The organism is Agrobacterium sp. K11, from assembly GCF_059429395.1.
In genome coordinates this window covers 41,128-67,630 of sequence record NZ_JCAHRB010000007.1, presented here as the reverse complement: position 1 = coordinate 67,630, position 26,503 = coordinate 41,128, and the positions used below count along the sequence as shown (strand labels likewise).

General features: G+C 57.5%; 27 protein-coding genes. 14 read left to right on the top strand and 13 right to left on the bottom strand.

Features of this window, described 5'->3' with window-relative positions:
- Positions 1-43: 43 nt before the first annotated feature.
- The 3 genes from AC5SEO_RS14115 (at position 44) to AC5SEO_RS14105 (ending at position 3,864) form a co-directional block, all read left to right on the top strand.
- A complete protein-coding gene (locus tag AC5SEO_RS14115) occupies positions 44-1,108 on the top strand; it encodes an ABC transporter ATP-binding protein (RefSeq protein ID WP_113291468.1) in 1,065 nt (354 codons plus the stop codon).
- 12 nt (positions 1,109-1,120) lie between these two features.
- On the top strand, positions 1,121-2,131 hold the full coding sequence (locus tag AC5SEO_RS14110) for an ABC transporter ATP-binding protein (protein ID WP_174068184.1): 1,011 nt from the start codon (positions 1,121-1,123) through the stop codon (positions 2,129-2,131).
- A gap of 239 nt (positions 2,132-2,370) precedes the next feature.
- Positions 2,371-3,864, top strand: a complete 1,494-nt coding sequence (locus AC5SEO_RS14105; protein ID WP_174068185.1) for an ABC transporter substrate-binding protein — start codon at positions 2,371-2,373, stop codon at positions 3,862-3,864.
- A 281-nt stretch (positions 3,865-4,145) separates the two neighbouring features.
- Here the strand turns inward: AC5SEO_RS14105 and AC5SEO_RS14100 are convergent, their stop codons facing one another.
- Both AC5SEO_RS14100 and AC5SEO_RS14095 read right to left on the bottom strand, forming a co-directional pair.
- Positions 4,146-4,400, bottom strand: a complete 255-nt coding sequence (locus AC5SEO_RS14100) for a heavy-metal-associated domain-containing protein (protein WP_003496638.1) — start codon at positions 4,398-4,400, stop codon at positions 4,146-4,148.
- Between the two features lie 107 nt (positions 4,401-4,507).
- Positions 4,508-5,965, bottom strand: a complete 1,458-nt coding sequence (locus AC5SEO_RS14095) for a TrkH family potassium uptake protein (RefSeq protein WP_003512541.1) — start codon at positions 5,963-5,965, stop codon at positions 4,508-4,510.
- 79 nt (positions 5,966-6,044) lie between these two features.
- On the opposite strand from AC5SEO_RS14095, the gene ilvA reads away from it, so the two are divergent.
- The 3 genes from ilvA (at position 6,045) to AC5SEO_RS14080 (ending at position 9,087) form a co-directional block, all read left to right on the top strand.
- The gene (ilvA, locus tag AC5SEO_RS14090; protein WP_029658759.1) at positions 6,045-7,319 is read left to right on the top strand and encodes a threonine ammonia-lyase; all 1,275 of its coding nucleotides are present in this window, start codon (positions 6,045-6,047) and stop codon (positions 7,317-7,319) included.
- A 76-nt stretch (positions 7,320-7,395) separates the two neighbouring features.
- Positions 7,396-7,704, top strand: coding sequence for an HlyU family transcriptional regulator (locus tag AC5SEO_RS14085; protein WP_174068186.1), 309 nt, complete (start codon positions 7,396-7,398; stop codon positions 7,702-7,704).
- A gap of 117 nt (positions 7,705-7,821) precedes the next feature.
- Positions 7,822-9,087: a GGDEF domain-containing protein gene (locus tag AC5SEO_RS14080; RefSeq protein ID WP_035251754.1), complete on the top strand. Its 1,266-nt coding sequence runs from the start codon at positions 7,822-7,824 to the stop codon at positions 9,085-9,087.
- A 42-nt stretch (positions 9,088-9,129) separates the two neighbouring features.
- Here AC5SEO_RS14080 and AC5SEO_RS14075 read toward each other — a convergent pair whose 3' ends face one another.
- A complete protein-coding gene (locus tag AC5SEO_RS14075; RefSeq protein ID WP_013635903.1) occupies positions 9,130-9,747 on the bottom strand; it encodes an FMN-dependent NADH-azoreductase in 618 nt (205 codons plus the stop codon).
- Positions 9,748-9,896: 149 nt separating this feature from the next.
- Here AC5SEO_RS14075 and AC5SEO_RS14070 point away from each other — a divergent pair, with 149 nt between their 5' ends.
- Both AC5SEO_RS14070 and AC5SEO_RS14065 read left to right on the top strand, forming a co-directional pair.
- Positions 9,897-10,865, top strand: coding sequence for a LysR family transcriptional regulator (locus AC5SEO_RS14070; protein WP_013635904.1), 969 nt, complete (start codon positions 9,897-9,899; stop codon positions 10,863-10,865).
- Positions 10,866-11,065: 200 nt separating this feature from the next.
- Positions 11,066-11,617, top strand: a complete 552-nt coding sequence (locus AC5SEO_RS14065; RefSeq protein WP_003512547.1) for a DUF2087 domain-containing protein — start codon at positions 11,066-11,068, stop codon at positions 11,615-11,617.
- 45 nt (positions 11,618-11,662) lie between these two features.
- Here the strand turns inward: AC5SEO_RS14065 and AC5SEO_RS14060 are convergent, their stop codons facing one another.
- From AC5SEO_RS14060 to AC5SEO_RS14050, 3 genes are all read right to left on the bottom strand, one after another.
- Entirely contained in the window at positions 11,663-13,651 is a 1,989-nt protein-coding gene (locus AC5SEO_RS14060) for a bifunctional 2',3'-cyclic-nucleotide 2'-phosphodiesterase/3'-nucleotidase (protein ID WP_174068188.1), read from the bottom strand.
- A gap of 214 nt (positions 13,652-13,865) precedes the next feature.
- Positions 13,866-14,201, bottom strand: a complete 336-nt coding sequence (locus AC5SEO_RS14055) for a PilZ domain-containing protein (RefSeq protein ID WP_003512551.1) — start codon at positions 14,199-14,201, stop codon at positions 13,866-13,868.
- 98 nt (positions 14,202-14,299) lie between these two features.
- Entirely contained in the window at positions 14,300-14,767 is a 468-nt protein-coding gene (locus AC5SEO_RS14050; RefSeq protein WP_013635908.1) for a DUF1203 domain-containing protein, read from the bottom strand.
- A gap of 162 nt (positions 14,768-14,929) precedes the next feature.
- Between AC5SEO_RS14050 and AC5SEO_RS14045 the strand changes: the two genes are divergently transcribed.
- A complete protein-coding gene (locus AC5SEO_RS14045) occupies positions 14,930-15,814 on the top strand; it encodes a DUF4344 domain-containing metallopeptidase (RefSeq protein WP_013635909.1) in 885 nt (294 codons plus the stop codon).
- A 54-nt stretch (positions 15,815-15,868) separates the two neighbouring features.
- Positions 15,869-16,513 (top strand): dihydrofolate reductase family protein, encoded by a 645-nt coding sequence (locus AC5SEO_RS14040; RefSeq protein WP_013635910.1) that lies wholly within the window; start codon positions 15,869-15,871, stop codon positions 16,511-16,513.
- A gap of 138 nt (positions 16,514-16,651) precedes the next feature.
- Here AC5SEO_RS14040 and sseA read toward each other — a convergent pair whose 3' ends face one another.
- The 4 genes from sseA to AC5SEO_RS14020 all read right to left on the bottom strand — a co-directional run bounded on the left by sseA (position 16,652) and on the right by AC5SEO_RS14020 (position 21,439).
- Positions 16,652-18,073 (bottom strand): 3-mercaptopyruvate sulfurtransferase, encoded by a 1,422-nt coding sequence (gene sseA, locus AC5SEO_RS14035; protein ID WP_013635911.1) that lies wholly within the window; start codon positions 18,071-18,073, stop codon positions 16,652-16,654.
- A gap of 16 nt (positions 18,074-18,089) precedes the next feature.
- Entirely contained in the window at positions 18,090-18,827 is a 738-nt protein-coding gene (locus AC5SEO_RS14030; protein ID WP_141193685.1) for an alanyl-tRNA editing protein, read from the bottom strand.
- 12 nt (positions 18,828-18,839) lie between these two features.
- The gene (locus AC5SEO_RS14025) at positions 18,840-19,877 is read right to left on the bottom strand and encodes a cysteine synthase A (protein ID WP_013635913.1); all 1,038 of its coding nucleotides are present in this window, start codon (positions 19,875-19,877) and stop codon (positions 18,840-18,842) included.
- A gap of 122 nt (positions 19,878-19,999) precedes the next feature.
- Positions 20,000-21,439 (bottom strand): cryptochrome/photolyase family protein, encoded by a 1,440-nt coding sequence (locus AC5SEO_RS14020; RefSeq protein WP_019565445.1) that lies wholly within the window; start codon positions 21,437-21,439, stop codon positions 20,000-20,002.
- 189 nt (positions 21,440-21,628) lie between these two features.
- Here AC5SEO_RS14020 and AC5SEO_RS14015 point away from each other — a divergent pair, with 189 nt between their 5' ends.
- The 3 genes from AC5SEO_RS14015 to AC5SEO_RS14005 all read left to right on the top strand — a co-directional run bounded on the left by AC5SEO_RS14015 (position 21,629) and on the right by AC5SEO_RS14005 (position 23,162).
- A complete protein-coding gene (locus tag AC5SEO_RS14015; protein ID WP_003512562.1) occupies positions 21,629-21,916 on the top strand; it encodes a DUF982 domain-containing protein in 288 nt (95 codons plus the stop codon).
- Between the two features lie 131 nt (positions 21,917-22,047).
- Complete coding sequence (locus tag AC5SEO_RS14010; RefSeq protein WP_111795866.1) at positions 22,048-22,605, top strand: methylated-DNA--[protein]-cysteine S-methyltransferase; 558 nt, start codon at positions 22,048-22,050, stop codon at positions 22,603-22,605.
- Positions 22,606-22,718: 113 nt separating this feature from the next.
- On the top strand, positions 22,719-23,162 hold the full coding sequence (locus AC5SEO_RS14005) for a TIGR02594 family protein (protein WP_025593218.1): 444 nt from the start codon (positions 22,719-22,721) through the stop codon (positions 23,160-23,162).
- Between the two features lie 68 nt (positions 23,163-23,230).
- Here the strand turns inward: AC5SEO_RS14005 and AC5SEO_RS14000 are convergent, their stop codons facing one another.
- Positions 23,231-23,470 carry a hypothetical protein gene (locus tag AC5SEO_RS14000; protein WP_013635919.1) on the bottom strand — a complete coding sequence of 80 codons (240 nt, stop codon included), beginning with the start codon at positions 23,468-23,470 and terminating at the stop codon, positions 23,231-23,233.
- A gap of 169 nt (positions 23,471-23,639) precedes the next feature.
- On the opposite strand from AC5SEO_RS14000, the gene AC5SEO_RS13995 reads away from it, so the two are divergent.
- Entirely contained in the window at positions 23,640-24,032 is a 393-nt protein-coding gene (locus AC5SEO_RS13995) for a DUF2934 domain-containing protein (protein WP_003512570.1), read from the top strand.
- Positions 24,033-25,334: 1,302 nt separating this feature from the next.
- On the opposite strand, the gene AC5SEO_RS13990 is transcribed toward AC5SEO_RS13995, so the two are convergent.
- Positions 25,335-25,577 (bottom strand): hypothetical protein, encoded by a 243-nt coding sequence (locus AC5SEO_RS13990; protein ID WP_162736169.1) that lies wholly within the window; start codon positions 25,575-25,577, stop codon positions 25,335-25,337.
- A gap of 260 nt (positions 25,578-25,837) precedes the next feature.
- On the bottom strand, positions 25,838-26,347 hold the full coding sequence (locus AC5SEO_RS13985; protein WP_003512587.1) for a DUF6538 domain-containing protein: 510 nt from the start codon (positions 26,345-26,347) through the stop codon (positions 25,838-25,840).
- Positions 26,348-26,503: the final 156 nt, after the last annotated feature.

Sequence of the window (26,503 nt, the reverse complement as noted above, 5' to 3'; positions counted from 1 at the left end):
ATACGCCCATGCCTCCGATGCAATAATAATAAGGGGAACTCTTATGAATATCGAAGGACACACGCATGCCAATACGGCCATCGCCCCGGAGCGGACACCGCTTCTGGAAATCGAGGATTTGCACGTTTCGGTGCCGTCTGGAAAGGGCCGCAAGTTTGTTATCTCCGGTCTGACGCTCTCCGTCGATGCCGGAGAGGTCGTTGCACTGGTCGGCGAATCCGGATCCGGCAAGAGCATGACGGCTCTGTCGCTGATGCGGCTGTTGCCGCACGGCGCGGAAATCAACTCCGGCCGCATTTCTTTTGCCGGGCGCGACATTCTCGCTCTCTCGCCCTCCGAGCTTGATGCGTTGCGCGGCGCCGATATCGGAATGCTTTTTCAGCAACCGCAGGCAATGCTCGATCCGACCAGCCGGGTGAGGACGCAGGTCGCCGAGCCACTGTGGGTCCACCGCAAGATGAGTCGGCATGCGGCACTGGGCCGGGTTGTCGGCATGCTCTCGGATGTTGGAATTCCCGATCCGTCGGCGCGGGCGCAATGCTTCGCACATGAACTCTCCGGCGGCATGGCGCAGCGCGTCATGATTGCTGCGGCACTCTCCGGCAATCCGCAACTGCTGATCGCCGATGAACCGACGACGGCACTCGATGTCACCGTCCAGGCACAAATATTGCGCCTGCTCGACGATGAGCGTCGGAAGCGGCGGCTCGCCACGCTGCTCATCACCCATGACCTCTCGGTCGTTGCCGCTTTCGCGGACCGGATTGCGGTGATGTATGCTGGTCGCATTGTCGAGGAAGGGCCGACGCAGGCAATCCTCAAGGCGCCGCAACATCCCTATACCAAGGCGCTCATCAGCTGCTCGCTTCTGACGACCGACAGCGAGGGGCAGCTGCTGACGATCCCCGGCTCCAGCTCGCAGGCCCATGACATGTCCTGCGGTTGCCGTTTCCATCCCCGCTGCGCGCTTGCCCAGTCGGCCGGCATGGGCGGCCGTTGCATGGCAACGGAGCCGGATCTGAATGCCTTGCCGGAAGGTCGCAAGGCGCGGTGCTGGGCGGTCGACGACGACCATGCCGGCAGCCATGCCAGTCACACAGTCTGCTGAAGGAGGGTTGCGATGCTATCGACAGTCAAAACACCGAACCAGCCTCAGGAGGATGGCAAGATCAAGCCCTATGTGGTCGCAAACAACCTGTGCAAATATTATCCGATATCGGGTTTCGGCAATCGCGTGGTCAAATCCGTGGACGATGTTTCCCTCACGATCGGCGAGGGCGAGGTTCTTGGTCTCGTTGGCGAATCCGGCTGCGGCAAAAGCACTGTCGCCGGGCTGATAACGCGGTTGACCAACGCGACGAAAGGCGAGGTCAGCATCGGAGACCACGATATTCTGCACATGCAGGGCGAGACGCTGCGGCGCATGCGCCGTGTCGTGCAACTGGTGTTCCAGGATCCCTATTCCGCGCTCGACCCGCGCATGCGCATAGGGCAAAGCATGGAAGCGCCGCTTGCCCAGCACGGCATCGGTACGCGCGAAGAACGCATCGCGCGCGTGTTCAAGATGCTGGAGGAGGTCGGCCTCGATGCCTCCTATTATGACCGTTATCCGAGCCAGTGCTCCGGCGGGCAGTTGCAACGCGTGGTCATAGGACGCGCGCTTCTTCTCAATCCAAGTTTCCTTGTGTGCGACGAACCGACATCGGCGCTCGACGCCTCCATGCGCACGCAGATCCTGAACCTGCTGATGGACATGAAGCGTCGTCATGGTTTGACGGTGCTGATGATTTCCCATGACCTGCGCGTGGTGCGTTATCTCTGCGACCGTATCGCGGTGATGTATCTCGGGCGGATCGTTGAAATCGCCGACCGGGATGAGCTTTTCCGGGCGCCTAAGCATCCCTATACGAAGGCTCTTATTGCCTCGTCGATGCTTGATGAAACCGGACTATATGCACCGGAAATGCTTCTGGATGGTGATCTGCCAAGCCCGCTCAATCCTCCAAGTGGCTGCAAGTTTCACACCCGCTGCAAATATGCGACGCAGATTTGCAGCGAACAGGAACCGGTTCTGGAAGACGTCGCCGGGGAGCATTTCGCTCGTTGCCATCACTGGCGCGAATGGGGCTGAGGAGCAGCGCAGTTACAGTCTTCTGGTTCTGTAAAAACAGATGAATTGTGCGTTTGTGAATTAATATCGGAATTAAATTCCGAGTATAAAAACATAAAATGAATTATATTCAAGCGGATGCTCGTGGAGCGTCCGAAGGATATTCTTATGTCTTTCGAGATCTATTTTATGAAGATCTTAAATCTCGTGAGACGACTGAATTTTGAGCGTTGTCATCAAAAATAAAAGGGGAATATTCAATGATAAAGCACGTACTTTTGGCGACAAGCGCCATTGTGGTTTCGTTTTCAGTTCAAACGGCCAAGGCCGATACGATTACCTATGACGACAATTTCGGCGTCAAGACCGGCTGGCAAATGGCGTCGGACGACGCCTATCTCGGCTCACGCGCGGGTTGTTTCGAAAGCTTCGTGCGGGTCGGCTACGACATGAAACTGGAGGCCAGTCTTGCCGAAAGCTGGAAGCAGACGGACCCTAAGGTCTGGGAATTCAAGCTGCGCAAGGGTGTGAAGTTCCAGAATGGCGAGCCGCTCAATGCCGCAACCGCAGTCAATGCGCTGACCAATCTTCTGAAGGCGCCGGTTCCAGCCCGCGCCTTCTCGCCGAAGTTGATTGCTTCAGTCGAAGCGAGCGGCGACGACAGCGTGAAGATAACCACCATCGAACCATCGGTGATGCTGCCGGCGCAAATGGCGAGCCCTGCCACGTCAATCCTTGCCCCCGCCGCCTATAAGGACGGGAAAGTCGATCCGGTCGGGACCTGCACCGGGCCTTTCAAGATCACGGAGGTTGACCCCAGCCAGTATATGCTTCTTTCCGCCAACCACGATTATTGGGGCGGCATGCCGAAGCTTTCCGGAGGCCGCGTCAACTTCGTTCCCGATGCCGACACCCGCGCCACCCAGGTCCGAACCGGCGAAGCGCAGATTTCGCGCCTCGTGCCACCATGGACGGTCAAGACCATCGAATCCACCGACGGCGTCAAGGTCGCGCCAATTCCTTCGCCGCGCATTACGGAACTCCTGCTGAACAACGCGAAGGCGCCTTTCAATAATGTGAAAGTGCGTCAGGCGATCCAGGCGGCCATCGACACCACCGGTATCGCCGACAGCATTTATGAAGGCGCGGTAAAGGGTGCTACCCTGCCTTTCGCAGCGGGAGAGCCATGGGCCGCGAAGGAAGTCGAGCCCGCCTATAACGTCGAGAAAGCCAAGGCTCTGCTGAAAGAGGCAGGGGTAGCGCCAGGCAGTCTGAAGATCGCGCTCCTCGCCTATACGGCAAAAACGGAACTGAAGGATGTCGCGGCCATTATCCAGGCCCAGTTGCAGGAAATCGGCATCAAGGTTGATGTTCGCGTCGCCGATTACAGTGCAATCGAGCCAGATCTGCTGTCCGGTAATTTCGACATGGCGCTCCTGTCCCGCGGTTATGCCACCGATGTTGCCGAACCGGCCGGCTTCCTCAATGCCGACTATACCTGCGGCGGCAGCTACAATATCTCGCATTATTGCAACGAAGACACCGACAAGCTGATCAAATCGGCCTATGCGACGGCCGAACCTGCCAAGCGGTATGCAATTTACGGCGAGGCGGCAAAGAAGCTGTATGAGGAGGCCGTCACCGTCTTCCTGATCCATGAGACCGTATTCGACGCCTATTCGGAGAAGCTTGCAAACTACAAGCCCCATCCCATCAACTACTTCGTCATGACCAAGGATCTGGCAACGGAGTAAGGCGTGCGACATTGCCGATGAAGCTCAGCCCGGCTCGCAAGAGCCGGGTTTTTCGTGTGCAAAGAGACGATTGATGCCGGCGTTTGACGAATACGGGTTTGAAATCCGGAAAACCTCCGCTGTTATCCCTGGGAAGGGAGAGGGCATATGCAGCCTGGGGGAGGTAAGAAGGGGCGGACGTTGATGTCGTCCAGCGGCTGTCACGCAAGCTCGGCGTGAAGCGGGGGCAGGCAGGTCGATCCGGCGGCAGGGATGAAGGCCGCCGCCGGCATCTCGTCAAATCAGGCGCGCGCTTCTGGCGTATAGCCTGCAGCGGTGATGATTTCAGCAATACGTGCCGCGTCGGAGACGCCGCCAACCACAACCGTGCGGCTTGCCGGATCAGCATGAACGGCGGCACCGGGAACGGTCTTTTCGATTGCGCCCTTGATCACACCGGCGCAGTGACCGCAGGTCATGTCTTCAACGTGGAAAGAAAGGTCGGCATCAACAGGTGCGGCAGCGGTTTCGGGGTGATGCTGGTGGGCGGTGCACATAGGCGGTTCTCCTTGGGTTTGAACTTGTAACAGCAGGAGCCTGGACTATTCCAACGTGGGAAGGTCAAGCGCTTTATTAAGGCAGCCAAAATAAGCGCACCGGCATTTTAGTTGCGCCAGAAAATCGGCATCAGCAGCACGAGAACGGTAAGGATTTCCAGACGTCCAAGCAGCATCAGGACAGACAGGAGATAGAGCGCCGGATCACTGATCGTGGAGAAATTGCCGACAGGCCCGATGATCGGGCCGATGCCGGGGCCGACATTGGCAAGTGCGGTCGCAACGCCCGAGGTCGCAGTCAGGAAATCGTAACCCATCAGGCTCATGGCAAGGCTGCCGGCGATCCAGAGCGCGATGAAACAGCTGACGAAAAGGAAGATCGTCCGGATCGTATCGGGATCGACCACCTGCTGGCCGTAACGGACCGAATAAACGGCGTTCGGATAGATCAGCTTTTTGAGGCCCGCCCGAACGACATTGAACATGATCAGAAAACGATAGGCCTTGATACCACCCGCCGTCGAGCCGGAGCAGCCGCCCATGAAGGTTGCGAAAAATGCAACGACGACAACGAACGGACCCCACAGGGTGTAGTCGTCGCTCGCAAAGCCACCGGTCGAGAGGATTGATGTCATGTTGAAGAAGGAATGGCTGAGCGCAGTATCCAGCGGCACGCCGTTTCTAAGGTGGTGATAAACGCCGACTGCGATGGAAATCGCGCAGAGATAGCCAAGGAAGACGGCTATCTGCGGGTCGCGCAGCGTCTCCAGCCTGCGGCGCACCGCAAGCAGGATCATCACCGAGAAGGGCAGGCTGCCGAAGATCAGGAAGATGGTGGCAATCCAAAGCAGCGCCGTGTTGTTGAAATAGGCAAACGAGGCGTCGTGGGTGGAAAAACCGCCGGTCGCAACCGTCGACATGGCATGGTTGAGGGCATCGAAATGCGACATGCCGGCAAAATCGAAAGCCACCGTGCAGGCGATGGTCATGATGATGTAGATCGCCACGAAAGCGCGGGTGAAGCTTGCCAGCCGCGCGAAGGGCCGGTCATTGCCGGTGTCGGATGATTCCATGCGGAAGAAGGTCATGCCGCCGACGCGCAAGAGCGGCAGGATGAAGAGGCCAAGCGCGACAATACCGATGCCGCCGAGCCAACAGAGCAACGACCTCCACAGAAGAATGCCCTGCGGCGCATTATCGAGGCCGGATATGGCGGTCGATCCCGTCGTCGTGATGGCCGATACCGATTCGAAAAGGGCCTGACCGGGCGTCAGGTCAAGCTCGGACAGATAGAGCGGAACCGCTCCGACAATGGAAAATACAAGCCAGAGCACGTTGACGAGCAGGAAGCCGAAACGTTTGTTGAAGGACGCGATCGGTGCGCGCGTGGCCAGCGCACATGCAAGTGCAAAGCCGCCGCACATGAAGCCTGAAAGCGCAAACACCGTCCAGTCGTCATTGCCGTAATAAAGGTCCGTCAGCGCGGGCAGGAACATGGCCGTCGCGAGATAGAGCCCGAAGATGGACGCCACATATATGACCGAGCGCAGAAGATTGCTGTTCAAGAAATGAAACCCAGGGTTCGTGGCAGCGTGAAATGAGTCTTTGTCTCTGACGCCTTCCTATGGCATAGCGGGTGCCATTATGAATTTCAATGGATTGACAATCGTGGACAAGCAGCTTGTGGAGGCAGCGCGGCGGGAAGTGCGGGAGATATTCCCGGAAACGCCGTTGCAGTTGAATGAACATCTCAGCCGTCGTTATGGCGCGTCGATTTGGCTGAAGCGTGAGGATCTGTCTCCGGTTCGTTCCTACAAGATTAGAGGCGCATTCAACTTTCTCCGCAAGGCTGTTGCGAAGGCTGGCAAGGACAAGGTTTTCGTCTGTGCTTCGGCCGGCAACCATGCGCAGGGCTTTGCTTTCGCCTGCCGCCATTTCGGCGTTCACGGTGTTGTTTTCATGCCGGTGACCACGCCGCAGCAGAAGATCGACAAGACCCGTATCTTCGGTGGTGAATTCATCAGCATCCGTCTGGTGGGCGATATTTTCGACCAATGTTACGCCGCCGCGCGCAAATACGTCGAAGACAATGACGCCTACATGGTGCCGCCCTTCGACCATCAGGATATCATCGAAGGCCAGGCGACGGTTGCTGCCGAAATCATGGACCAGCTTCCCGAAGGCACCAAACCGGATATGGTTGTCATGCCGGTTGGCGGCGGCGGGCTTTCGGCAGGCCTTACCGGCTTTCTGGCGGGCACCGTTGAAAAGGGCAACTTCGTGTTCTGCGAGCCGGAAGGCGCTCCGAGCCTGAAAAGGAGCCTTGAGCGCGGCGAAGCGGTAACGCTCCCCAAGGTCGACAATTTCGTCGACGGCGCCGCCGTTGCCCGCATCGGCGATCTCAACTTTCAGGCGCTGAAGGATTTTCCGGCCGAGCAGGTTTTGCTCATCCCCGAAAACGCCATTTGCGTGACCATCATCGAGATGCTGAACCTCGAAGGCGTGGTGCTGGAGCCAGCGGGTGCGCTGTCCATTGCCGCGCTGGAGAAGCTCGGCCGCGAGAAACTGGAAGGCAAGACGGTTATCGTCGTCGTCTCCGGCGGCAACTTCGATTTCGAGCGCCTGCCTGACGTCAAGGAACGCGCCATGCGTTACACCGGCGTGAAGAAATACTTCATTCTGCGCCTGCCGCAGCGCCCCGGCGCGCTGCGCGATTTCCTCAATCTGCTTGGCCCGGACGACGATATCGCCCGTTTCGAGTATCTGAAGAAATCAGCCCGCAATTTCGGTTCGATCCTGATCGGCATCGAAACCAACGCGCAGGAAAACTTCGCAGGGCTTCTGGAGCGTTTCGAGGCTGCGGGCCTCGGCTATGAGGATATTACCGAAAACGAGATCCTGTCGAACCTGATCATCTGATCGGGATAAGAGCGACGGGGAAGGGCGGAGCATATCCGCCCTTCGAAATGCGAGACAGATTAAGGGAGTGAAAGCCATGGCATCGTTTTTTTCCAAAATCCTTTCGGCCTTCGGCTCCGGCCAGTCCGCGGATGCGCCGCAGAAGGTAGCGCAGTCGGAACCGCATGTGCATGGAGACTATCTGATCTATGCGACGCCGCTGAAGGAAGGCGGCCAGTTCCGTTTGGCGGGCCGCATCGAGAAAAAGGACGGCGAGGAAACGCTCGTGCATGAATTCGTGCGCGCCGATGTCTTCACCAGCATGGACGATGCGGTTGAGTTCACCATCCGCAAGGCAAAGCTGATCATCGACCAGAACGGTGCATCGCTTTTCCCAGGAAAATGATGGCGGTTTCTTCTGCTGGACATTAAGATTCCGTTGGTTGCTTCGGCCTATCGTCTTCAGAGGGCATGAAGTCGCGCCGATGAACCGGCGCGATGTGGATCGATAGGGCGTATGCCGATGCAATGGGCAAATCTGGCCCTCTTCGTGGCGGAAGCCATCGTCTATTTTTCGGTAATGACGGCATTCCTTCATTACCGGCATATTCTCGGCATCGGTGTTTTTCTCACCGCGCTTGGCGTCATGCATTTCCTGGAAACCTACCTGGCGGCGGTCTTTTACGTCGAGCTGCCCTTTGGCGTGGTATCACCCGGCTCCTCGATCCTTTTTGCCGGCAAACTGATGATGATCCTCATGCTCTATATGCGCGAGGATGCGGCAGTCGTCCGCCAGCCGATCTACGGCCTGTTTCTCGGCAATATACTCACCATCATCATGGTGCAGATCATCCGCTTCCATCCGACGGTGGCAATTGTCCCCGGACAGTCGGTAGATACCGGATTTCTGGATGAGATGGGCGTGCTGATGGTCTGGGGAACCAGCCTGCTTTATATCGACGCCATCGCCATCATTCTGTTTTATGAAAAGCTGGGACGCTATTTGCAGCGCCATATTGTCCTGCGCTTTGCAATCTGTGGCGTGGTGATTTTGAGCCTGGATCAGGCAGGCTTTTACGCGGCGTTGCGATATATGCTGAACGCGCCGGTCGATGTCTTTTACGATGGCTGGAAAGCGAAGATGGTGGCCGTTGCCATCTATGCTCTGCTCTTTGCCATTTATCTGAAGCTGACGGCGGCGAAAGGCCGCTTCCTGACGCGCCGCAGCGTTGCCGATGTCTTCAACGACCTCACCTTCAGGGAACGCTACGAGGAGCTTTTGTCCCGTTCCGGCCGCGACATGCTGACCGGTGTGTCTGACCGCGCCCGCATGGAACTCGATGCGCCGTCCGTCGTCGTGGAATGTCTGGAAAAGAAACGTCCCGTCAGCGTGCTGATCGTCGATATCGATCACTTCAAGACCGTCAACGATACCTTTGGGCATTTGCAGGGCGATGAGATGTTGCGGGAATTCGCCGCCGTTCTGAAACGCATCGTGCAACCGCACGGCCATCTCTACCGGTTCGGCGGCGAGGAGTTCGTGGCCCTGTTGCCTACGATGACCCATGAGGGGGCACTTGCCTTTTCAGCAGGTCTGCGGACGGCGATATTGAAGGATCTGCAACGGCCAGACGGTTCGCCGCTGACTGTCAGCATCGGCGTCGCCACGGCTTTCGAGGACGGGCAGCTTTTCCGCGCGCTGCTATCGGAAGCCGATGCGCGGCTCTATGCGGCAAAAAATAACGGCCGCGATCAGGTGCACGGCCGTTACGGAATGTGGGTCGGCTGATACCGGCAATCGAGCCGGCATCACCACGTGTCAATTGGCGCCTCAGGCGGCCTGCGCCAGTTCGGCAACCTTTGCTTCGGCTGCCGCAACGGCCTTTTCAACGGCTTCCGGGCCAAATGCCAGACCTTCGACATAGATCACTTCAACATCCGTCATGCCCATGAAGCCAAGAACGGTCTTGAGGTAAGGAACGGCGTGGTTCATCGACACAGCCGGGCCTTCGGAATAAACGCCGGCGGCGGCCAGCACGATGTAGACCTTCTTGCCGGTGGCAAGACCAACCGGGCCGGTTTCGGTGTACTTGAAGGTCTGGCCAGCGCGGGCGACGTTGTCGATCCACGACTTCAGGCCGGAATAGATATTGAAGTTGATGAGGCCGGTGCCGATGACGACAGTGTCGGCGGCCATAAGCTCTGCAACCAGCTTGTCGGAAAAATCGGCTGCAACCGCTTCTTCAGCCGTGCGCTGGTCGGGAGCCTTGCGGATCGCAGCGGTCTTGACGGTGTCGAGATGCGGAATGGGGTCGGCAGCGAGATCGCGGTGGACAAGGGTATTGGAAGCCGACTTGGCCTTCAGCTTGTTTGCGAGTTCGCCGGAAAACTTGTTGGAAACCGATTCGTCGCCACGCGGGCTGGAGGTGATGAGCAGAATGTTGGACATGGTCTTTCCTTGCATAAGCGATGAATTGACGGGCGCCTTGGGAGGGCGGGAGAGCACGATGCCCTTCCTTTGCCCCCTATATGACCAATTGATGCCATCAAGAAAACTGTGATAATGTGGAAGCGACCTATCGATGAAATGGATGGAACATGGACGCGAACCCGACGCTCGACCAATTGCAGGTGTTTTTGACGGTTGCCGAAACCGGAAGTTTCTCTGCCGCGTCACGGGCGCTCAATCGCGCCCAGTCTGTTGTCAGCTACACCATCGCCAATCTCGAGGCGCAGCTTGAAGTCAGCCTGTTCGAGCGCAATGGCGTACGCCAGCCTCGATTGACGGACGAGGGTCGCGCCATGCTGGAAGATGCAAGGCGCATCGTGGCCGGTCTGCAGGAAATGCGTGCGCGTGCTAAGGGTTTGAAGCAGGGGCTGGAGGCCGAGCTTTCTGTCGCCATCAGCACCATGGTGCCGGCGGAAGCCGTCGTTGCGGTGCTTCGCGATTTTCGCAAGGAATTCCCCACCGTTACCCTCAGCCTCAATGTGGGTGAGTTGGGCATGGTTATGGATATGGTGCTCTCCCGCAAGGCTGGCATTGGCATCGGCGGGGCGCTGTTGCGCCAGGATGACGAACTCGTCGTCGAAAAGGTCGGCCATTCCTTCATGCTGCCGGTCGTCGCCGCCGATCATCCACTGGCACAGATCGAGAGGCCGCTGGTTCTGGGCGATGTCCGCGAGGAGGTCCAGCTCGTCGTCACCGATGCGTCGGGGCTGACCAAGGGGCGCGATTTCAACGTGCTGTCCTACAAGACATGGCGGGTCAGCGACATCGCCACGAAATACCAGCTCATCAAGGGCGGTCTCGGCTGGGGCGGTCTGCCCGCATCGATCGTGCGCAACGACCTGACCAATGGCAGCCTGAAGGCACTTGATCTCGAAGCTTATGAGCAGGGCGAATATCCGATCTTTGCGCTGCGCCGGGTGGATTCACCCGCCGGTCCCGCTGGCCAGTGGCTTGCCACGGCCTTTCAGCAGCGTCTGTCGGCATGCCCGAACCAGAAGGATTTCAACAGGATAATTGCCGGAGGCAAACAGCGGACTATTTCTGTCGCCGCCGAGTGATATGGGTTGACTGAGTGACCAATTGACGAAGGTGAATGGCCTGCCTTATACAGGAAACACGGTCAGCAGTTCACCGAGGCATCGCCGTCCCGCAAGGGAAGCTAAACCTGCATTTTGAAAGATTGACAGCACTTATCCCGTGCCTAGTCGGAAGCCGGCGATCAGCGACACCTCTTCGGAATGGCACTCGAGGGTAAGTCATGCCACGTTCGATCTTTTCCATTGATATCGCCGACCTCTCCACATTTGCCAAATCGCTACGCGAACAAATCGGCAGGCTGGACCGCCAGCCAAGCCATGTGGAGATGCTCAATCTCCTAAGCCGGGCTGCCGGGTTTCGCAACTTTCAGCATCTGCGCGCCGCGCGCACGCCACCCGTAGCAAGTGGCTCGCCGCCACCGCAGAGAGGACCGGAGACAATGCCTGTCAATGAGGGCAGGGTGCTGAAGACCGCGCGGACTTTCGATGCTGCCGGTAGATTGGTGCAGTGGCCGGCCCGCCGCTCCCAGCAGGAACTGTGCCTCTGGTATCTTTGGGCAAGAATACCAGCCGGTCGCAGTTTCTCAGAGCGCGAATTCAGCAGCTTTCTCGATGGTCTGCATCTGTTTGGAGATGCCGCGATGCTGCGGCGTGACATGGCGGGTCTCCGGCTCATCCGCCGTAACCGCGATGGCAGCGACTATCAACGCATCGAGCAGAAGCCACCGCCGGAACTGCCACTGCTGTTGCGTATCGTGAGTGACCGCAATTGAGTAAATGCCCTCCCGGCCGATGAAACGCCGGGAGGGCTGCAAGCTCTAGAGAACGAGGCGGAACTTTGCGAAACCTTCGGCGCCGTCGCCGGCATCCTCGATTTTTGCGCCCTTGATGTCAGCCGCGTAATTGCGACCCTTCGGGCCAGTCTCAAAGATGGCGGTCGTATTGGCAACTGGGGCGAAGGACCAGTTCGCATCCGCCGACGGGTTAATGGTGCCCTGATCGACGATATAGCGCACGATCACGTCACGGTTGGTGTCGGGCGCCACGAAGATCACCTTGTCGGCGGCGATATCGGGGAATTTTCCGCCGCCGCTTGCTCGGTAATTGTTGGTCGCCACCACAAATTTCTGCTCGGGGTCGATCGGCTTGCCGTCGAATTGCAGATTGACGATGCGGTTGCTGTCGGGATTGACGGCCTTGCCGTCCTTGTCGAACTTTGCCGGTTTGGAAATGTCGATCTGGTAGGTGACACCGTCGATGACGTCGAAATTATAGGACGGGAAATCCGCGTTTAGGAGCGGCGCATCCTTTGCGCCGGCCTCGACCGTGTTGAACATGCCGGCGGACATTTCCAGCCAGTTCTTCACCTGCGCACCGTTGATCAGCACCGCCTGCACCGTGTTGGGGTAGAGGTAGAGATCGGCGACGTTCTTGATGGCGATGTCACCGGCAGGGACATCGGTGTAATAATCCGCACCACCGCGACCGCCAGACTTGAAGGGCGCTGCTGCCGAAAGCACGGGCAGATCCTTATATTGCCCTTCCTTCAGCATGTCCTTGATGTACCACGTCTGGGCATTGGAGACGATCTGCACGGACGGGTCGTCGGCCACCAGCGCGAAGTAGGAATAGAGTGGCGCCGACGTCTTGCCGACCGGGCGACGCACATAGGCGAGCGCCGCTTCGTGATCTGCCTTGGCGGCTGCTATGACCTCCGGTTTGTCCGTGACATCTGCAACGACCTTGCGATTGTCGTCGCGGTGGTAGATCGGCCGGGCCTCGGAGGTGAAATCGACGATCTTCCAGCTTTTGCCGTCCTTTTCGAGCAGAAGGTCAATGAGGCCCATATGCGAGCCCCAGAAACCGGCCATCACGGCCGGCTTGCCCATCAGCGTACCCTTGACCGCATCCGCACCCTCGATGCCGTCCCATGTCTTCGGACCGGGGAAGACCAGATGCTGGTGACCAGTGAAGATGGCGTCAATGCCTTCCACGCCCGCCAGATAAAGCGAGGCGTTTTCCATGCGATCGGTCTGGCCCTTGCCATCGATGCCGGAATGGGAAAGCGCGATGACGATATCGGCACCTTCTTCCTTCATGACCGGAACCCAGGCTTTAGCCGCCTCGACGATATCGCGCGTCTGGGCCTTGCCCTCCAGATTCTTGGAATCCCACATCATGATCTGCGGCGGCACGAAACCGATGATACCGACCTTGACCGGGCTGGTTACGCCTGCACCATCGCGGATCTGTTTCTCAAGGATGACGTAAGGCTTGAAGAACAGCTCATCCTGCTTGGGATCGGAAGCCAGCTGACCCTTGGTGAGGTTGGCGCAGACATAAGGGAAACCGGCGCCCGCCAGCGTATTGGACATATAGTCGAGGCCGTAATTGAATTCGTGGTTGCCAAGCGTGCCACAATCATAGCCAAGGACATTCATGGCGTTGATGACGGGATGCTTGTCGCCGGCCTTCATGCCGCGCTCATAGGCGATGTAATCGCCGAGCGGATTGCCCTGCAGGAAGTCGCCATTATCCACCAGCATCGAGTTTCCGGCCTCGGCACGGATGGCGCCGATGATCGAAGCGGTGCGCGCCAGACCCATCGTGTCGTTCGGTTTGTCGGCGTAATAATCATAGGGAAAGACGTGAACGTGGATGTCAGTCGTTTCCATGATGCGCAGATGCGCCTGGTTGGCTGCGGCGCGCGCGGCGAAGGGATGCAACAGCACCAGAGCCGAAGAGGCGGCGATGCCACCCAGAAGCGAACGGCGAGTGATGGGGTGGAGAGCGAGAAGCGACGACATGGGAACTCCTTCGTATGAAGCTTGCTCTGTCAGGAAAACGACAAGGTAGAAGCAATCCCCGAGGAGTCCATCATCAAAATGACAAGCCCGTGACGGACGGGCCAGTTTTCAACCGTTTGATAAATTTTTTGTCACAAGGTGGCCGCGCGCGCATGGTGCGCTTCGGGAATGCGCTTTGTCCGGCCTGCGCATTCCCCTTGTCGGAAACGTCTGCTTAGCGGGCGAGAGTCGGTTTTACTTCTTCGTGGAAGAAGCGGAAATAAGACGACAGCTGTGCCAGCGTGTTGGTGGAAAGTTTGAGTTGCAGGCCGAGCCGGTTCATGTGCTGCCATTGCACGACACCCTCGATGAAACCCAGATCTTCACTCTGCACCTTCACCCGGCTTCCCTTGGCGGCAGCGAAAGGTCCGTCCAGTTCGAGCGCCATGCCGGTGGCGGACAGGTCCACCACGCGGCCTCGGGTCGACTGGCTGAAATAGTGCACGGTCGCGTAGATCCGGGTCTTGCTACGGGTCGCAGTGCGGGTCGCCATATTGAGGTTGTTTGTCATTTCGCTACTCAAATCAATTGTTTCCGATGCTTGCATCATGACGTAGAAAGTTTGAGAGCCGTTTAGCCGTTTGCTTAAAATTGCAAGTAATCGCGCGATTATGCTGTGTCGATACGGCACTGGTAGCAATTGTTGCGGGCGGAGCGCACATGCACATAAGCGACGTCTGCCCGCTCCAGAAGATGTGCTGCGCGTGAAAGGATTTCGTCCGTCGCCGTCACCGCGCCGGTGCCGTAGACGATGCGGTCGTCAGTGCCATAACCGCGAACGATATAATCGGGGCTGTTGAGCATCGGGGGAAGGGCATCCGTCTGCGGATAGTGCTCACAGGCCTCAGCGTGAAGAAAGACTGGCCCCGTTTCCGCATAGGGCTGGAGCGAAGGGAAGGGCCGGTAGGCGAGGATCAGCATTCCTTCGCCTTCATTAATCTGGGAAAGGCAATGGCGGCACGGCATGCCGCCTGGAGAAACGGCCTTTTCCGGCGGGTTGCCATAGGCGTCGGCGGCTCCCGCCCGGAAAGCCTCAGCTTCCTTAGCCGGCATTGCTGTAAAGACGAGATCGGTCATGGCGAGGTCCTTCTGTTGGGATCGGCGTTGCTTCTTTGCAGCTATGATCCCGAAACAGACCTCTATCCACCCGATTCTTGACGGGTGATGCAACCAGCCCATTGCGTGACTCGTTAGCATCGGGAATCAGTGGCGCTCCTCGATCCCGGAAGGTCTGATTTTATGTTCCGTCGTTTTCTGGCCGCCGTTCCGCTGGCTTTCGTTTCTTTGACGGTTCCGATCGACACGCAGGCGCAGGTCGCCTCCGGTCTCGATGGCCTGTCCGACGATCAGCTCCAGCAGGCGGTCAATTTCGTCATCGGCAATGCGATCTTCTCGCTTTATCACGAGGGTGCACGCATGCTGATCTCCGATTTCGGCGCGCCGGAGACCGGCAGCGCGCAAGCACCTGCCGATCAGCTGGCGGGCACGCTCATCCTTCAGGCCAACGAGGAATGGCTTGATACCGCACTCGTCAACGCTACCGACAGCTGGTATCTGGCGCGCGAGACGGAGGCTTTGCCCCAGCACGAAGCACCGGTGTTTTCGGCACTTGTTCCCGACAGGAGCCGCGATCGCAACATGGCCTGCCTGATGGTCGGCCGCGACAAAGACGGCTATGGTGATCTTGCCACCATGATGGGGCTCGCCAATGACGAATTTGCCAAATGTGGCGCCGCCTATCCGCGTATCGCATCGGCGTGGGAAGATTTTCTGACGCCCCACCGCGCGCAGACACCATCCAGATTTACCGTTAGCTACGTGCCGCCGCGCGATCCTGAGCTGGAACCTTACGCCATCATGGTCAAGGAATCGAAGGTTCTCGATCTTATCAGCCGCAGTTTCGGCGTTTACGGCTTGAAAGGCGAGGTCAAGTTGACGGCGAAGTCCTGCGGGCGTCCCGATGTCTACTGGTCGGCCGAAAAACGTGAGATCACCTATTGCTACGAGTTGGGTAAATTCCAGGCGGAGCTGATTGCCGATCATCTCCTCAACAGCGTTACCGAAGACAAAGGTTCCGCCGGCGGGCATACCCCGACGGCTGTAACTCTGGAAAGAGAAATCTGAGGCCAGTTACCGGATGCACGGCAACCTGTCCTCTTGAAACGGGAGGATATTGCCATGCCGAAGGTTGTCGTTCGAAATTTCGCCATTTCGATTGACGGATACGGTGCCGGGCCGGATCAAAGTCTTCAGAACCCGCTGGGTGTGAATGGCGAAATGCTGCATCAATGGGCGTTCAAGACCCGCACCTTTCACCGCATGTTCGGCAAGCAAGGCGGCTCAACCGGCACGGACGAGCAGTTTTCCGAGAAAAGTTTCGAAAATATCGGCGCCTGGATCTTGGGCCGCAACATGTTCGGCCCTATCCGCGGTGCCTGGCCGGATGAACACTGGAAGGGCTGGTGGGGGGAAGAGCCGCCTTATCACGTGCCGGTTTTCGTGCTGACGCACCATGCGCGCGCCTCCTTTGCGATGAAGGGCGGCACCGTGTTTCATTTCGTCAACACGGGCATCAAGGCCGCCCTCGACATGGCGTTGGAGGCGGCAAATGGCAGGGACGTCCGGATCGGCGGCGGCGTTTCGACCATTCGGCAATATATGGCCGGAAGCATGATCGACGAACTGCATCTGGCGCTGGCCCCGGTCTTTCTCGGCAAGGGCGAAAACCTCTTCGAGGGGCTGGATTTGCCTGCGCTTGGTTATCGCTGCACCGGGACCTCGGCGGGTGAGGGCGCGACCCATTTGATTATCGATAAAGCCTGAGTCGCAAACTACACAATGGTTTCATGTGCGGTTGCCTCCCACTCCCTCATTCCTGTGACAAGCAAAGGAATGAGGGAGGAGTAGTCGGATCTTCTCTATAGTCGGGGAATAGCGCGGGCCATCCCCGACGTGACGAACTCAGTTGCGCAGCGAGATTTCCAGAAGCTCCGTATCTGACAGCGGCTCTACCCAGGCCTCATAGGTACCAACAGGCGAAAATCCCATCATCTGGTAGAGTTGCAGCGCGCGCGGATGGTCAAGCGTGTTGGTGGTCACCGTCACGCGCTTCGGATTGTCCTGCCAGGCAGCGTAAAGCGCCTGCAACAGGAACCACTTGCCGACGCCAGCACCGATCGCCTCTTCGAGAAGCCCGAAATAGGAAAGCTCGGTTACCTCGTCGTTTGCCTTGTTCAGCTCGAAGAAACCGGCGGGTGCACCGTTCATATAAAGGACGGTAACGCTGTTGTTCGGGTCCTTGAGGACGGCGGACAGTTCCGCATCGCTCATGCGCATGCGTTTCTGCCAGTGCCAACGTTTTCCCACCCGCCAGTACATGTAGCGGTAGAAGTGCAAGGGAATATTGGTGACCCGCATCAGTGCCGTCTGGATGTTGACGGGGATAGCAAGGCTAACCTTCGGCGGCGCCGTCATTTCAAGCTGCGTCACATGCGCCTTCAACGGCCCATGTGACACCACGGGAAGAGGTTCGGCAGGGCCGGTGACAACAGGCGTGTCTTCCAGTCCACCCCATTCCGACCACGAACCGTCATAGAGCGAATTATCCTGATGGCCGAGCGATTCCAGCGCCAGCGTAATGACGGCGGCGGTAACGCCCGAGCCGCAGCTCGTCACCACTGGCTTGCCAAGATCGATACCGGCATCCGCCACCATCTTTCGGATGGCGGTGAGGTCCTTGAAGTGGCCGTTCTCGGAAAATGCGGTGGCGGGCAGGCTGCGAGCGCCAGGCATATGGCCCGAACGCATGCCGGCACGCGGCTCGGCCTCGTCGCCGGTGAAACGTCCCGCGCCGCGGGCATCGGCAATCTGCTTTTCGCCACTGTCAACGATGCCGCGCATGGTCGATAGCGAGGTCACGCGCTTTTCGTTGAAATCGGGTGTGAAGGTGGCAGGCTCGATTTCCGGCGTGCCGGTTTCTAGCGGCCGGCCTTCGCGCTTCCAGCCGTCAAGACCGCCATCCAGCACGTAGGCCTTGCGCACGCCCATCACCCGCAGCATCCACCACACGCGCGGTGCGGAAAAGAAACCGGGGCCGTCATAGACCACGATGGTATCGGTGTCGCTGAGGCCAAGCTCTCCCGCCTGTTCCGCAAAGAACTCTGGCGAGGGCAGGGAATGCGGCAATCCGGTTGCATGATCGGCGATCTTGTCCTGATCGAAGAACACGGCACCGGGCAGGTGACCCGCCGCAAATTCTTCCGCACCGTTGCGTTTATGCGCCGGCAGATACCACGAGGCATCAACGAGACGAAACCCGGCCGTGCCGAGCTGCTTTTCTACCCAGTCCGCCGAAACGACGAAACGGCTCTTATCCGTGCTCACGATGTCTCTCCTGATTTCAGGCAGCAGCTTCAGGCGTGCCGAAACGAATGCGGAACCGCCTGTTCTCCTTGCCCTTCTTTTCTATCTTGGCAATGTGAATATCGCCCACTTCCTGCGTTTCGGAAACATGGGTGCCGCCGCAGGGCTGGCTGTCGATGGTAGAGTTTTCGCCGATGCAGACAAGGCTGACCCGGCCAAGGCCGATTGGCGGGCGCACATTCTTGGATTTGACGATGCCCGGATTGGCCTGAAGTTCTTCGTCGGTAATCCATTGCAGGAAAACGGGATGGTTGGCTTTCACCAGTTCCATCAGCTTTGCCGTGACTTCATCCTTGTCGATGGTTTCCGACATGTCGAAATCGACGCGCGATTCGTCTTCGCCGACGGCAGCACCGGTGATTGGCCACTGGCAGATGACGGATAGCAGGTGGCAGGCCGTGTGCATGCGCATCAGCTTGTAACGGCGCGGCCAGTCTACATGCAGGGTCAGTTTTTCACCGACCTCGGGCGAAGGCTGACCTTCCAGCGGCACATGGATGATAACGCTCTTGTCGGAGCCATTTTTGGTAATGCCGAGTTCGATGCGCGAACCATCGGCCCGCTCGAGAAAGCCGCTGTCGCCCGGCTGGCCGCCGGACGTGGCGTAAAAGCAGGTCTGGTCGAGCTCGATGCCGCCATCCTCATGCACCGCCGTGACGATCGCTTCTGCGGTGGAAAGATAAAAATCGTCACGGAACAGGGCATTCACAGGCATTTCGGCATGTCCTCAAACGGTTTCGTACGGAACCGCAATCTCGCTTTTCGCTGCCAGCCACTGCGGAACCGGAAGCCCCTTGGAGCGCAGGAAATCCGGATTGAACAGCTTCGACTGATAACGATTACCGTAGTCGCAAAGTATCGTCACGATTGTATGCCCCGGACCAAGCTCGCGGGCAAGGCGGATTGCGCCGGCAATGTTGATGCCGGAGGAGCCACCGAGGCAAAGACCCTCTTTCGTGACCAGATCGAACAGCACCGGCAGGGCTTCCGCATCCGAAATACGATAGGAGAAATCCGGCGCGAAGCCTTCCAGATTGGCGGTGATGCGCCCCTGTCCGATGCCCTCGGTGATAGAGGAGCCTTCCGACTTCAGGACGCCATGCTTGTAAAATTCGTAGAGGGCGGCCCCCTCAGGGTCGGCAAGGCCGATCTTTATATCGGGATTGAAATCGCGCAGGCCGTCAGCCACGCCCGCAAGCGTTCCGCCGGAACCGACGGAGCAAATGAAACCATCGACCTTGCCGTCCGTCTGGTCCCATATTTCCGGTGCCGTTGTCTCAATATGGGCCTGACGGTTGGCGATATTGTCGAACTGGTTGGCCCAGATCGCGCCGTTTTCATCCGTCGCGGCCAGCTGTTTTGCCAGGCGGCCGGAAACCTTCACGTAATTGTTCGGGTTGGAATAGGGTGCCGCCGGAACCTCGACCAGCTTTGCGCCGAGAAGCTTCAGCGCATCCTTCTTTTCCTGGCTTTGCGTCTCGGGAATGACGATGACAGTCTTGTAGCCGAGCGCATTGGCCACCAGCGACAGGCCTATGCCGGTATTGCCTGCCGTGCCTTCCACGATGGTGCCGCCCGGCCGCAGCTGTCCGCGCCGTTCCGCATCGCGGATGATGTAAAGCGCGGCGCGATCCTTTACCGATTGGCCGGGATTGAGAAACTCCGCCTTGCCGAGGATTTCACACCCCGTCGCTTCAGAGGCAGCTTTCAGACGGATAAGCGGCGTGTTGCCGATAGCACTGAGCGCAGAGGGATGAATGGTCATGATTGAGCCTTCTTGTCTGAGCGGAAATTAGGTGCCGTTATGTCCCGTTACAACCGCCTCAAGGCAAGAAATTATCTTCCCGCCTTAGGCTTCGCCACGCAAAATTTTGCCGATACCCAATTTTATGCGTTGTTCTTCACTTCGGCATAGGCTGCAAGTGCTCTTTCCCGTGCCTTCCCATGGTCGACGATCGGCAGGGGATAGGTCTTGCCGAGCTCGATACCCGCCTTTTTAAGCACCTCTTTCGGTGCTTCAAACGGCTTGTGGATGTATTTTCGCTCAAGCCTTTCAAGCTCCGGCACGAAGCGGCGCACGTAGTCTCCCTCGGCATCGAATTTCTCCCCCTGCAATATGGGGTTGAAAATGCGGAAGAACGGCGAGGCGTCCGCGCCCGAACCCGCCACCCACTGCCAGTTGGCAGCGTTGGAGGCCGGATCGGCATCAACAAGCGTATCGCGAAACCACTTCTCTCCTTTGCGCCAGTCGATAAGTAGATGTTTGATGAGGAAGGATGCCACTATCATGCGCACCCGGTTGTGCATGGTGCCATGTTTCCACAATTGCCGCATGCCGGCATCCACGATCGGATAACCCGTCATGCCACGCGTCCAGGCGTTGAAGGATGTGTCATCGTCCCGCCAGCCGAAGGCGCCGAAACTGTCGTTCCAGTTTTTCTCGTCCAGCTCGGGAAAGTGGAACAGTAGATGGTAGCAGAATTCCCGCCAGACGAGTTCCTTGCGGAAACGGCTGATATCGTTGGACGGGATATGGCGTGATAGCCCCTTCGTCGCATGCCACACGGCGGCGGGCGATATTTCGCCGAGCGCCAGATGCGGCGCAAGAAGCGACGTGGCGTCCTTCGCCGGAAAATCGCGGCCTTCCTCATAACCTTTCAAGGCACCATCGATGAAATCATCGAGTTTTTCCCTCGCGACATTTTCACCGGGTGTCCATATCTCGCTGAAACCCTTGGCCCAGTCCGGTTTGACCGGCAGAAGCTTCCAATCATCGAGTTTCTCCGATTTTGGCCATGTCTCAGGTGCCTTCAGGCTCTGCGGTGCATCCGCCGGCGTATGTGGCTCCTCGCCGCCCTCCAGAGCCCGCCAGAAGGGCGTGTAGACCCGGTAGGGACCGCCGGATTTGGTCTGCACCCGGGATGGTTCATGCAGCAGGTGTCCGGCAAAGCTGCGAACTGTCAGGCCGTCGTCCCCAAGCGCCTCTTTTAGTGTCTTGTCTGTTGCCATGCCGGTCGGCTCATAGCGACGGTTCCAGAGGACTGCATCCGCGCCGGTTTCGGCTATCAGCCGGCGCAGCGTCTCCTCTGCGTTGCCGCTCCTGAGAAGTAGACGGCTGCCGCATTTCTCCAGCGCCGCGGAAAGAGAGGCAAGCGAATAGTGAAGCCACCATTCCTGCGCGCCGCCAAGCGGGCCGCTGGATGTCTCACGAATATAGAGCGGTATGACGGGGCCGCCATGCTCCACAGCTGCGAGAAGGGCGAGATTGTCCGCAAGGCGCAAGTCCTTGCGGAACCAGACGATAACAGGAGAGGATTTTGTTGGCATGAAGGGATCCGGTTCACTTCCGCTTGAACGAGTGTTGAAACGCTTTGTTCCTCAAATCGCGTAGAATGGAAAGCTGGAGGCACATGGTTTTTCGAGGGCTATTTTTTCGACCTTGAAACCGAAAGTGAAGGGAACCAACTGGAGGAGCCGGCGTTTTTCGCTGGTTAATAGAGCATGGAAGTACAATCAATGTTGCTGAAAGACGTTAAGTGGGAAAAGCCTGTTACCATATCCTTGGAAAACGGTGCTCCCCGGATTTTCAACGGCGTTTACGAGGCCTTCGATTTTCTGCAGCACGAATGGCCACAACGCGGTGACAAGGCGCATGAGCAGGCCCTGCGTCTGTGCCGCGCCTCGCTGATGGGGGACGTGGCTGGAGAGATTGCGCGCGCCGCCTTCGTTACCGCAAGCCGGCAGGCGCAATGCCTCCTGGAGGCCGGAAACAAGGTGGAAGATCAGGGTAAACTTGCATCCTGACAGCGTTGCCGGATTGAGATGTGAAAGGCCACCCATAAAGCCGGGTGGCCTTGTTTTATCCGCCGCCAGAAACGGGTTGTGTCGAACGCAGGATATGGCATCGTGCGCGTGCAAAGCGGATGAATACGGCAATGACCAACCACTACGGCTATATTGTTTTCCCGACAGCTCTCGGCCATTGCGGCCTCGCATGGGCAGAGCGCGGTATCGCCCGTCTGCAATTGCCCAGCACAGATGCCGGTGAAACTGAGAAACTTATCCAGAAACGCCTGCCGTCATCTTCCATCGCGGTACCTGACACACGCGCCCGTGAGGTGATTGCGATGGTTACCCGCTATTTCGATGGTGAAGAGATTGATTTTACGCCCGTGGAACTCGATCTTGCCGGGCAGGAGCGGTTCTTCCTAGATGTCTATGAGGTGGCACGGCATATCGGCTGGGGCCGCACGACGACCTATGGCGGTATCGTAAAAACGCTGGGCCTCTCCATGGAAAAGGCCCGCGACGTCGGGCAGGCCATGGCGAAAAATCCCGTGCCGCTGATCATTCCCTGCCACCGTGTTCTGGCGGCTGGCGGCCGGCTGGGTGGCTTTTCCGCGCCGGGCGGTACGAACACCAAATTACGCATGCTGGATCTCGAAAATGCCGGCCGCAGCCGTGCTGACGATGCACAGGGCAGCCTGTTTTAAAGCAATGACAGATCAGTCCACATGAATAGCCGTCTGATTTCTGCCCTTTTCTCGTCAAATTGTCGCTAAATTGTCACAATACACGGACGCCCTCTAACATAAGGGCGAGACGTTTGAGAGTATCCGCGTTAATTCTATCCGCTGCCTTGGCTTTTACAGTCGTGGCACCCGCGTCGGCTGGCATGCTGAACCAGGCTGAAAAATACACCGGACTGCATGAATCCAAAAACAACAAGAGCCTGAAGAATATTCTTGGGGCAAATCCCCGCAGCACACCGTGGTGTGGCCTGTTCCTGCATGCCGTTGCCAGCAAGGCCGGGCGCGCATCGCCCAAATCCTACGGATTTGCAAAATCCTGGACGTCATTCGGTTATGCCGTTCCCGTCGCCGCCGCCAAACCGGGCGATGTTGTCGTCATTCGCAACGGCCGCGGTTATCACGCCGGAATATTGAAGAGCATGAGCGGCAAGACAGCGCAAATTCTCGGCGGCAATCAGTCCGGCCGGGTACAGGTGTCGAACTTCAACCGCAAGGCCATCGTTTCCGTGCGTCGCTGAAGACCGGACCAACTTACTACGATCCTTATAAAGGCGGGCTGTGGCCCGCCTTATGCGTTTTAAGGCCCCTATGGCTGTTCCCTTGTGCCGGGTGCCGCATCGCGCTGGTCATCGTCCTCAAGGTCTGTGGCGACGATGAAGGCATCCTCGTGTTGCCGCGCTGCCTGCCGGCGTGCGCGCAGGCTTATCGATTCATCGGGGTAAATCTCACTTTCTTTCGATTTGAGTTCGCTGTCGGTTTCAAAACGCGGCAAATCTTCGTCTTTGATATCGAGAGGTTCGTTTTTCTTCTGTTTCGGATCGCTCATGGATGGTCCTCCTGCGGGTTCCTGCCGGACAAACGATCCTGCAGTGAGTAGGGTTCCCTTTTTTCAGGGAAATGCGCATGCGCAATCTCCGGACGCGGAACAATTTCCGGCCATTTCTGTTTTTCAATTGGCGCAGTCAAAGCCGATGCGACGCAAAGAGGAGGACGTTATGAACCATGATCGCGAAGCAGCAATCCGCGAAAAAGCCCGCGCAATATGGGAGAGGGAAGGCAGGCCGGAGGGACATCACGAACGCCACTGGATGGAGGCGGAACTGGAGGTCTCGGCAAGCACAGAAACCGGAAAGACCAATGGCAAAAATGGCGCGAAGAAACCCGCTGCCGCCAAGTCCTTGGTCCAGAAGAAGGTGACTGCGGATAAGGCTTCGGCAAAAAATGCCAAATCACCAGCGGTAAAATCTCTTCAGAAAGAGCAAAAAGCTGAGACCAGCCGAAAAGACGACGACCTGACCGAAAGCCTGGAGGAAAGTTTCCCGGCAAGCGATCCGCCGGCACTCACCAACGCGTCCACTTCGACGAAGCGTGTGGCGAAGAAGACCTGAGGTCAATAGCGCCCAGCTACGCGCCTATGCCAAGATCGATATAGAGCGAATGCTGCGGCATCTCGCTCATCATGCCATATTTTGGAAAAAATGGCTCCCCGGGCCGGTGGCACAAGCTGCGGTATATTGCATCTGAATCTGATCGCGCAGTGCAGAGGTATAGCCGTTTGAAGAAAACTTTGCCTGATCTAGGGCCGAGGGATTACTATAGATAGCGGCGTTGGCGTTTGTGGTTGCGGTATCGGTAGCGTTGGCACCGTCGATGAGCAGGCACAGTGCAGCAGAAGCCTCCCAGCGATCAAACCAATGGGACCGAGAGCGACAGCAAGGCCGCCAGTAACCAGAGTACCTGTGCGGACAGCAGCAATAAACGCGCTCTAGCCAGTAGAAGTATTCGGCATCGCGATCATATGATTGAAAATACATGTTGCTCTTTCTCGATTGAGGTCTCAAGCATTTATGCCCTGTTGAGGTGAGCAGGAGTAAGTAGTCTAATCGATAAAGAAACGTATTTGGTTTTTGTCTATAATTAAAATCTCCAATACTTTAGGAGAATTGATTATGGAAAGATAGAAACTGATCTATATCGAGGACCACTTGAAGGTTTCGCTGTTTTTGGCGGAGCAAGCGAATATTGGCCTTCTAATATAATTGTTGAATATGATCCTTATGGACGTACAAAACCGGTTAGCCGGCAGGATAAAAAAACTAGTCCGCACATTACCCCCAACCAATGGCCAAGGCATTCAACCCGCCTGCCGAGAGGTGGGCGGGTTTTTATTTGCTTGTGAGGATAGTGAGCAGAAAGCGCCAAGTCGATGGTTCGCCCTTCGATCTGCAGCACCTGGCGGCGTGCATTTAGTTGCCCTACTGGACGTCTTTCCCCGTCCTGTAAATGACCTGCCCGTTGACGACGGCTCGCTCGTACCCTCTGCCACCGCCTTGATCGATCCATTCTCTGCTGTTTCCGGAAGGATCTCTTTGCGGTTCCCTCTCTGGTCGAACATAATCATGGCGGTCACGGTCACGACGCACATAGTCGCGACGATTGTAATTGCGCCGGTCATAGTCGCGGTAGTATCGTTCACGCTCATTGGAACGATACTGAACGCTCGACGCGTAGTAACCGCCCGATTGATATCCGCTGTCATCCACGCATCCAGAGAGGATACCGACGGACAACATACCAATTGCTACGCTTAATAGTCTCATGATTTCGACTCCCGATGAGTGATTTAACGTCGACAAAGCGTCGCAGTTCCATGGACAATGACGCTTGCGATCTTAACCAGGGGTGAATGCTCAATTGTGGCTCGCGACGGTCGAGGACATTTCTAGTACGCACGACGATTGTAGGACGAGTTGCCTCGGTAGCGATGGTGGCAAGCGGCGCTCCAGCTCCACGATATCGATCTGGGAGACGTCGCCGGCCGGCGTGTAGGTGAAGCCGTGCGGCTCATCCACATCAAGACCGCGCGCCACATTCTCAAGCGCTATTACCAGAAGCATGGCAACGCGCGCGCCAGTGTTAGTTTCTTGCAGCAAGCCACCGGCCTAACAAGGGGCAGCGTCGCAAGCGCAACAGAGGATCTTGTAGCGTGGGGCTATTTCACCCGCGTGATGGGTTCTGGCAAACGGCCCTCCGAATACCACCCGAATTTTAGCGTCCTACAGTCGCCGGACACTACTAGTGTCCTACCGTCACAGGACGATACAAAATCAAGCGTCCTACAGCCACAGGACGAAATCGTCCTAGGGTCACAGGACGCTAAATCGGGTAGCGTCCTACAGCCGCAGGAGCAAACTCATTTACTTGTCTCGGCTAGCTGATTTGGCGACATTCCGGTCCGCCCGGCCTCTTTGTGATGTGTGTAGAGCTTCCACACGTCACTTATGTGTGGTCTAGGTTCGGGGGCGGTTCCAAGGACGCCGTCGGCAATGGTCCGCGATATGTCGAAATTCTGCTCGGCAATTTTGAAACGGCGCTCCAGTTCGGCAATGTCAATCTGGGAAACTTCGCCCACCGGCTTGTATGTGAAGCCCATTGACTGTGCAGCTCGCACAGCCGCATCATATTCCTCGACTGCACCAACGGCGCTTTTGCCCTCAAGTAGGGCACGCCAGAAAGCTTCCGAGGCCTTGTGAACAGACTCGGCTCGTTCAAGCGCGTCTTTATGATTTTTCGTCTTCAGGCTTTTCTTCACATGCGCGCGTTTGTCGAGGTGAGAAACCTCCGTAGGGACGCGCCGGTAATACCGATAGATGCCACTCGATGGATCTCTCAGCACATATTTTGAAACATCTTCTGACTTCATTCGTTTACCCGCCTGCAGACGGAAATGTAGCCAAAAAGTATCCGAAATAGCAAGAATGGGAGTAGGCGCTGGCGCCCATGAAAGCAGCGGTCAATTGTAAGCAATTGTTTTTGCATGGTTGTTTTGCGGTATGTTACTTTTCTCCTCTAGAGAAAA

Bases quoted from the DNA above. Each gene is read 5' to 3' on its own strand.
- AC5SEO_RS14115 (WP_113291468.1), top strand. From the start codon at position 44: ATGAATATCGAAGGACACACGCATGCCAATACGGCCATCGCCCCGGAG.
- AC5SEO_RS14110 (WP_174068184.1), top strand. From the start codon at position 1,121: ATGCTATCGACAGTCAAAACACCGAACCAGCCTCAGGAGGATGGCAAG.
- AC5SEO_RS14105 (WP_174068185.1), top strand. From the start codon at position 2,371: ATGATAAAGCACGTACTTTTGGCGACAAGCGCCATTGTGGTTTCGTTT.
- AC5SEO_RS14100 (WP_003496638.1), bottom strand. From the start codon at position 4,400: ATGTGCACCGCCCACCAGCATCACCCCGAAACCGCTGCCGCACCTGTT.
- ilvA (WP_029658759.1), top strand. From the start codon at position 6,045: ATGAATTTCAATGGATTGACAATCGTGGACAAGCAGCTTGTGGAGGCA.
- AC5SEO_RS14085 (WP_174068186.1), top strand. From the start codon at position 7,396: ATGGCATCGTTTTTTTCCAAAATCCTTTCGGCCTTCGGCTCCGGCCAG.
- AC5SEO_RS14080 (WP_035251754.1), top strand. From the start codon at position 7,822: ATGCAATGGGCAAATCTGGCCCTCTTCGTGGCGGAAGCCATCGTCTAT.
- AC5SEO_RS14075 (WP_013635903.1), bottom strand. From the start codon at position 9,747: ATGTCCAACATTCTGCTCATCACCTCCAGCCCGCGTGGCGACGAATCG.
- AC5SEO_RS14070 (WP_013635904.1), top strand. From the start codon at position 9,897: ATGGACGCGAACCCGACGCTCGACCAATTGCAGGTGTTTTTGACGGTT.
- AC5SEO_RS14065 (WP_003512547.1), top strand. From the start codon at position 11,066: ATGCCACGTTCGATCTTTTCCATTGATATCGCCGACCTCTCCACATTT.
- AC5SEO_RS14060 (WP_174068188.1), bottom strand. From the start codon at position 13,651: ATGTCGTCGCTTCTCGCTCTCCACCCCATCACTCGCCGTTCGCTTCTG.
- AC5SEO_RS14055 (WP_003512551.1), bottom strand. From the start codon at position 14,201: ATGACAAACAACCTCAATATGGCGACCCGCACTGCGACCCGTAGCAAG.
- AC5SEO_RS14050 (WP_013635908.1), bottom strand. From the start codon at position 14,767: ATGACCGATCTCGTCTTTACAGCAATGCCGGCTAAGGAAGCTGAGGCT.
- AC5SEO_RS14045 (WP_013635909.1), top strand. From the start codon at position 14,930: ATGTTCCGTCGTTTTCTGGCCGCCGTTCCGCTGGCTTTCGTTTCTTTG.
- AC5SEO_RS14040 (WP_013635910.1), top strand. From the start codon at position 15,869: ATGCCGAAGGTTGTCGTTCGAAATTTCGCCATTTCGATTGACGGATAC.
- AC5SEO_RS14030 (WP_141193685.1), bottom strand. From the start codon at position 18,827: ATGCCTGTGAATGCCCTGTTCCGTGACGATTTTTATCTTTCCACCGCA.
- AC5SEO_RS14025 (WP_013635913.1), bottom strand. From the start codon at position 19,877: ATGACCATTCATCCCTCTGCGCTCAGTGCTATCGGCAACACGCCGCTT.
- AC5SEO_RS14020 (WP_019565445.1), bottom strand. From the start codon at position 21,439: ATGCCAACAAAATCCTCTCCTGTTATCGTCTGGTTCCGCAAGGACTTG.
- AC5SEO_RS14015 (WP_003512562.1), top strand. From the start codon at position 21,629: ATGTTGCTGAAAGACGTTAAGTGGGAAAAGCCTGTTACCATATCCTTG.
- AC5SEO_RS14010 (WP_111795866.1), top strand. From the start codon at position 22,048: ATGACCAACCACTACGGCTATATTGTTTTCCCGACAGCTCTCGGCCAT.
- AC5SEO_RS14000 (WP_013635919.1), bottom strand. From the start codon at position 23,470: ATGAGCGATCCGAAACAGAAGAAAAACGAACCTCTCGATATCAAAGAC.
- AC5SEO_RS13995 (WP_003512570.1), top strand. From the start codon at position 23,640: ATGAACCATGATCGCGAAGCAGCAATCCGCGAAAAAGCCCGCGCAATA.
- AC5SEO_RS13985 (WP_003512587.1), bottom strand. From the start codon at position 26,347: ATGAAGTCAGAAGATGTTTCAAAATATGTGCTGAGAGATCCATCGAGT.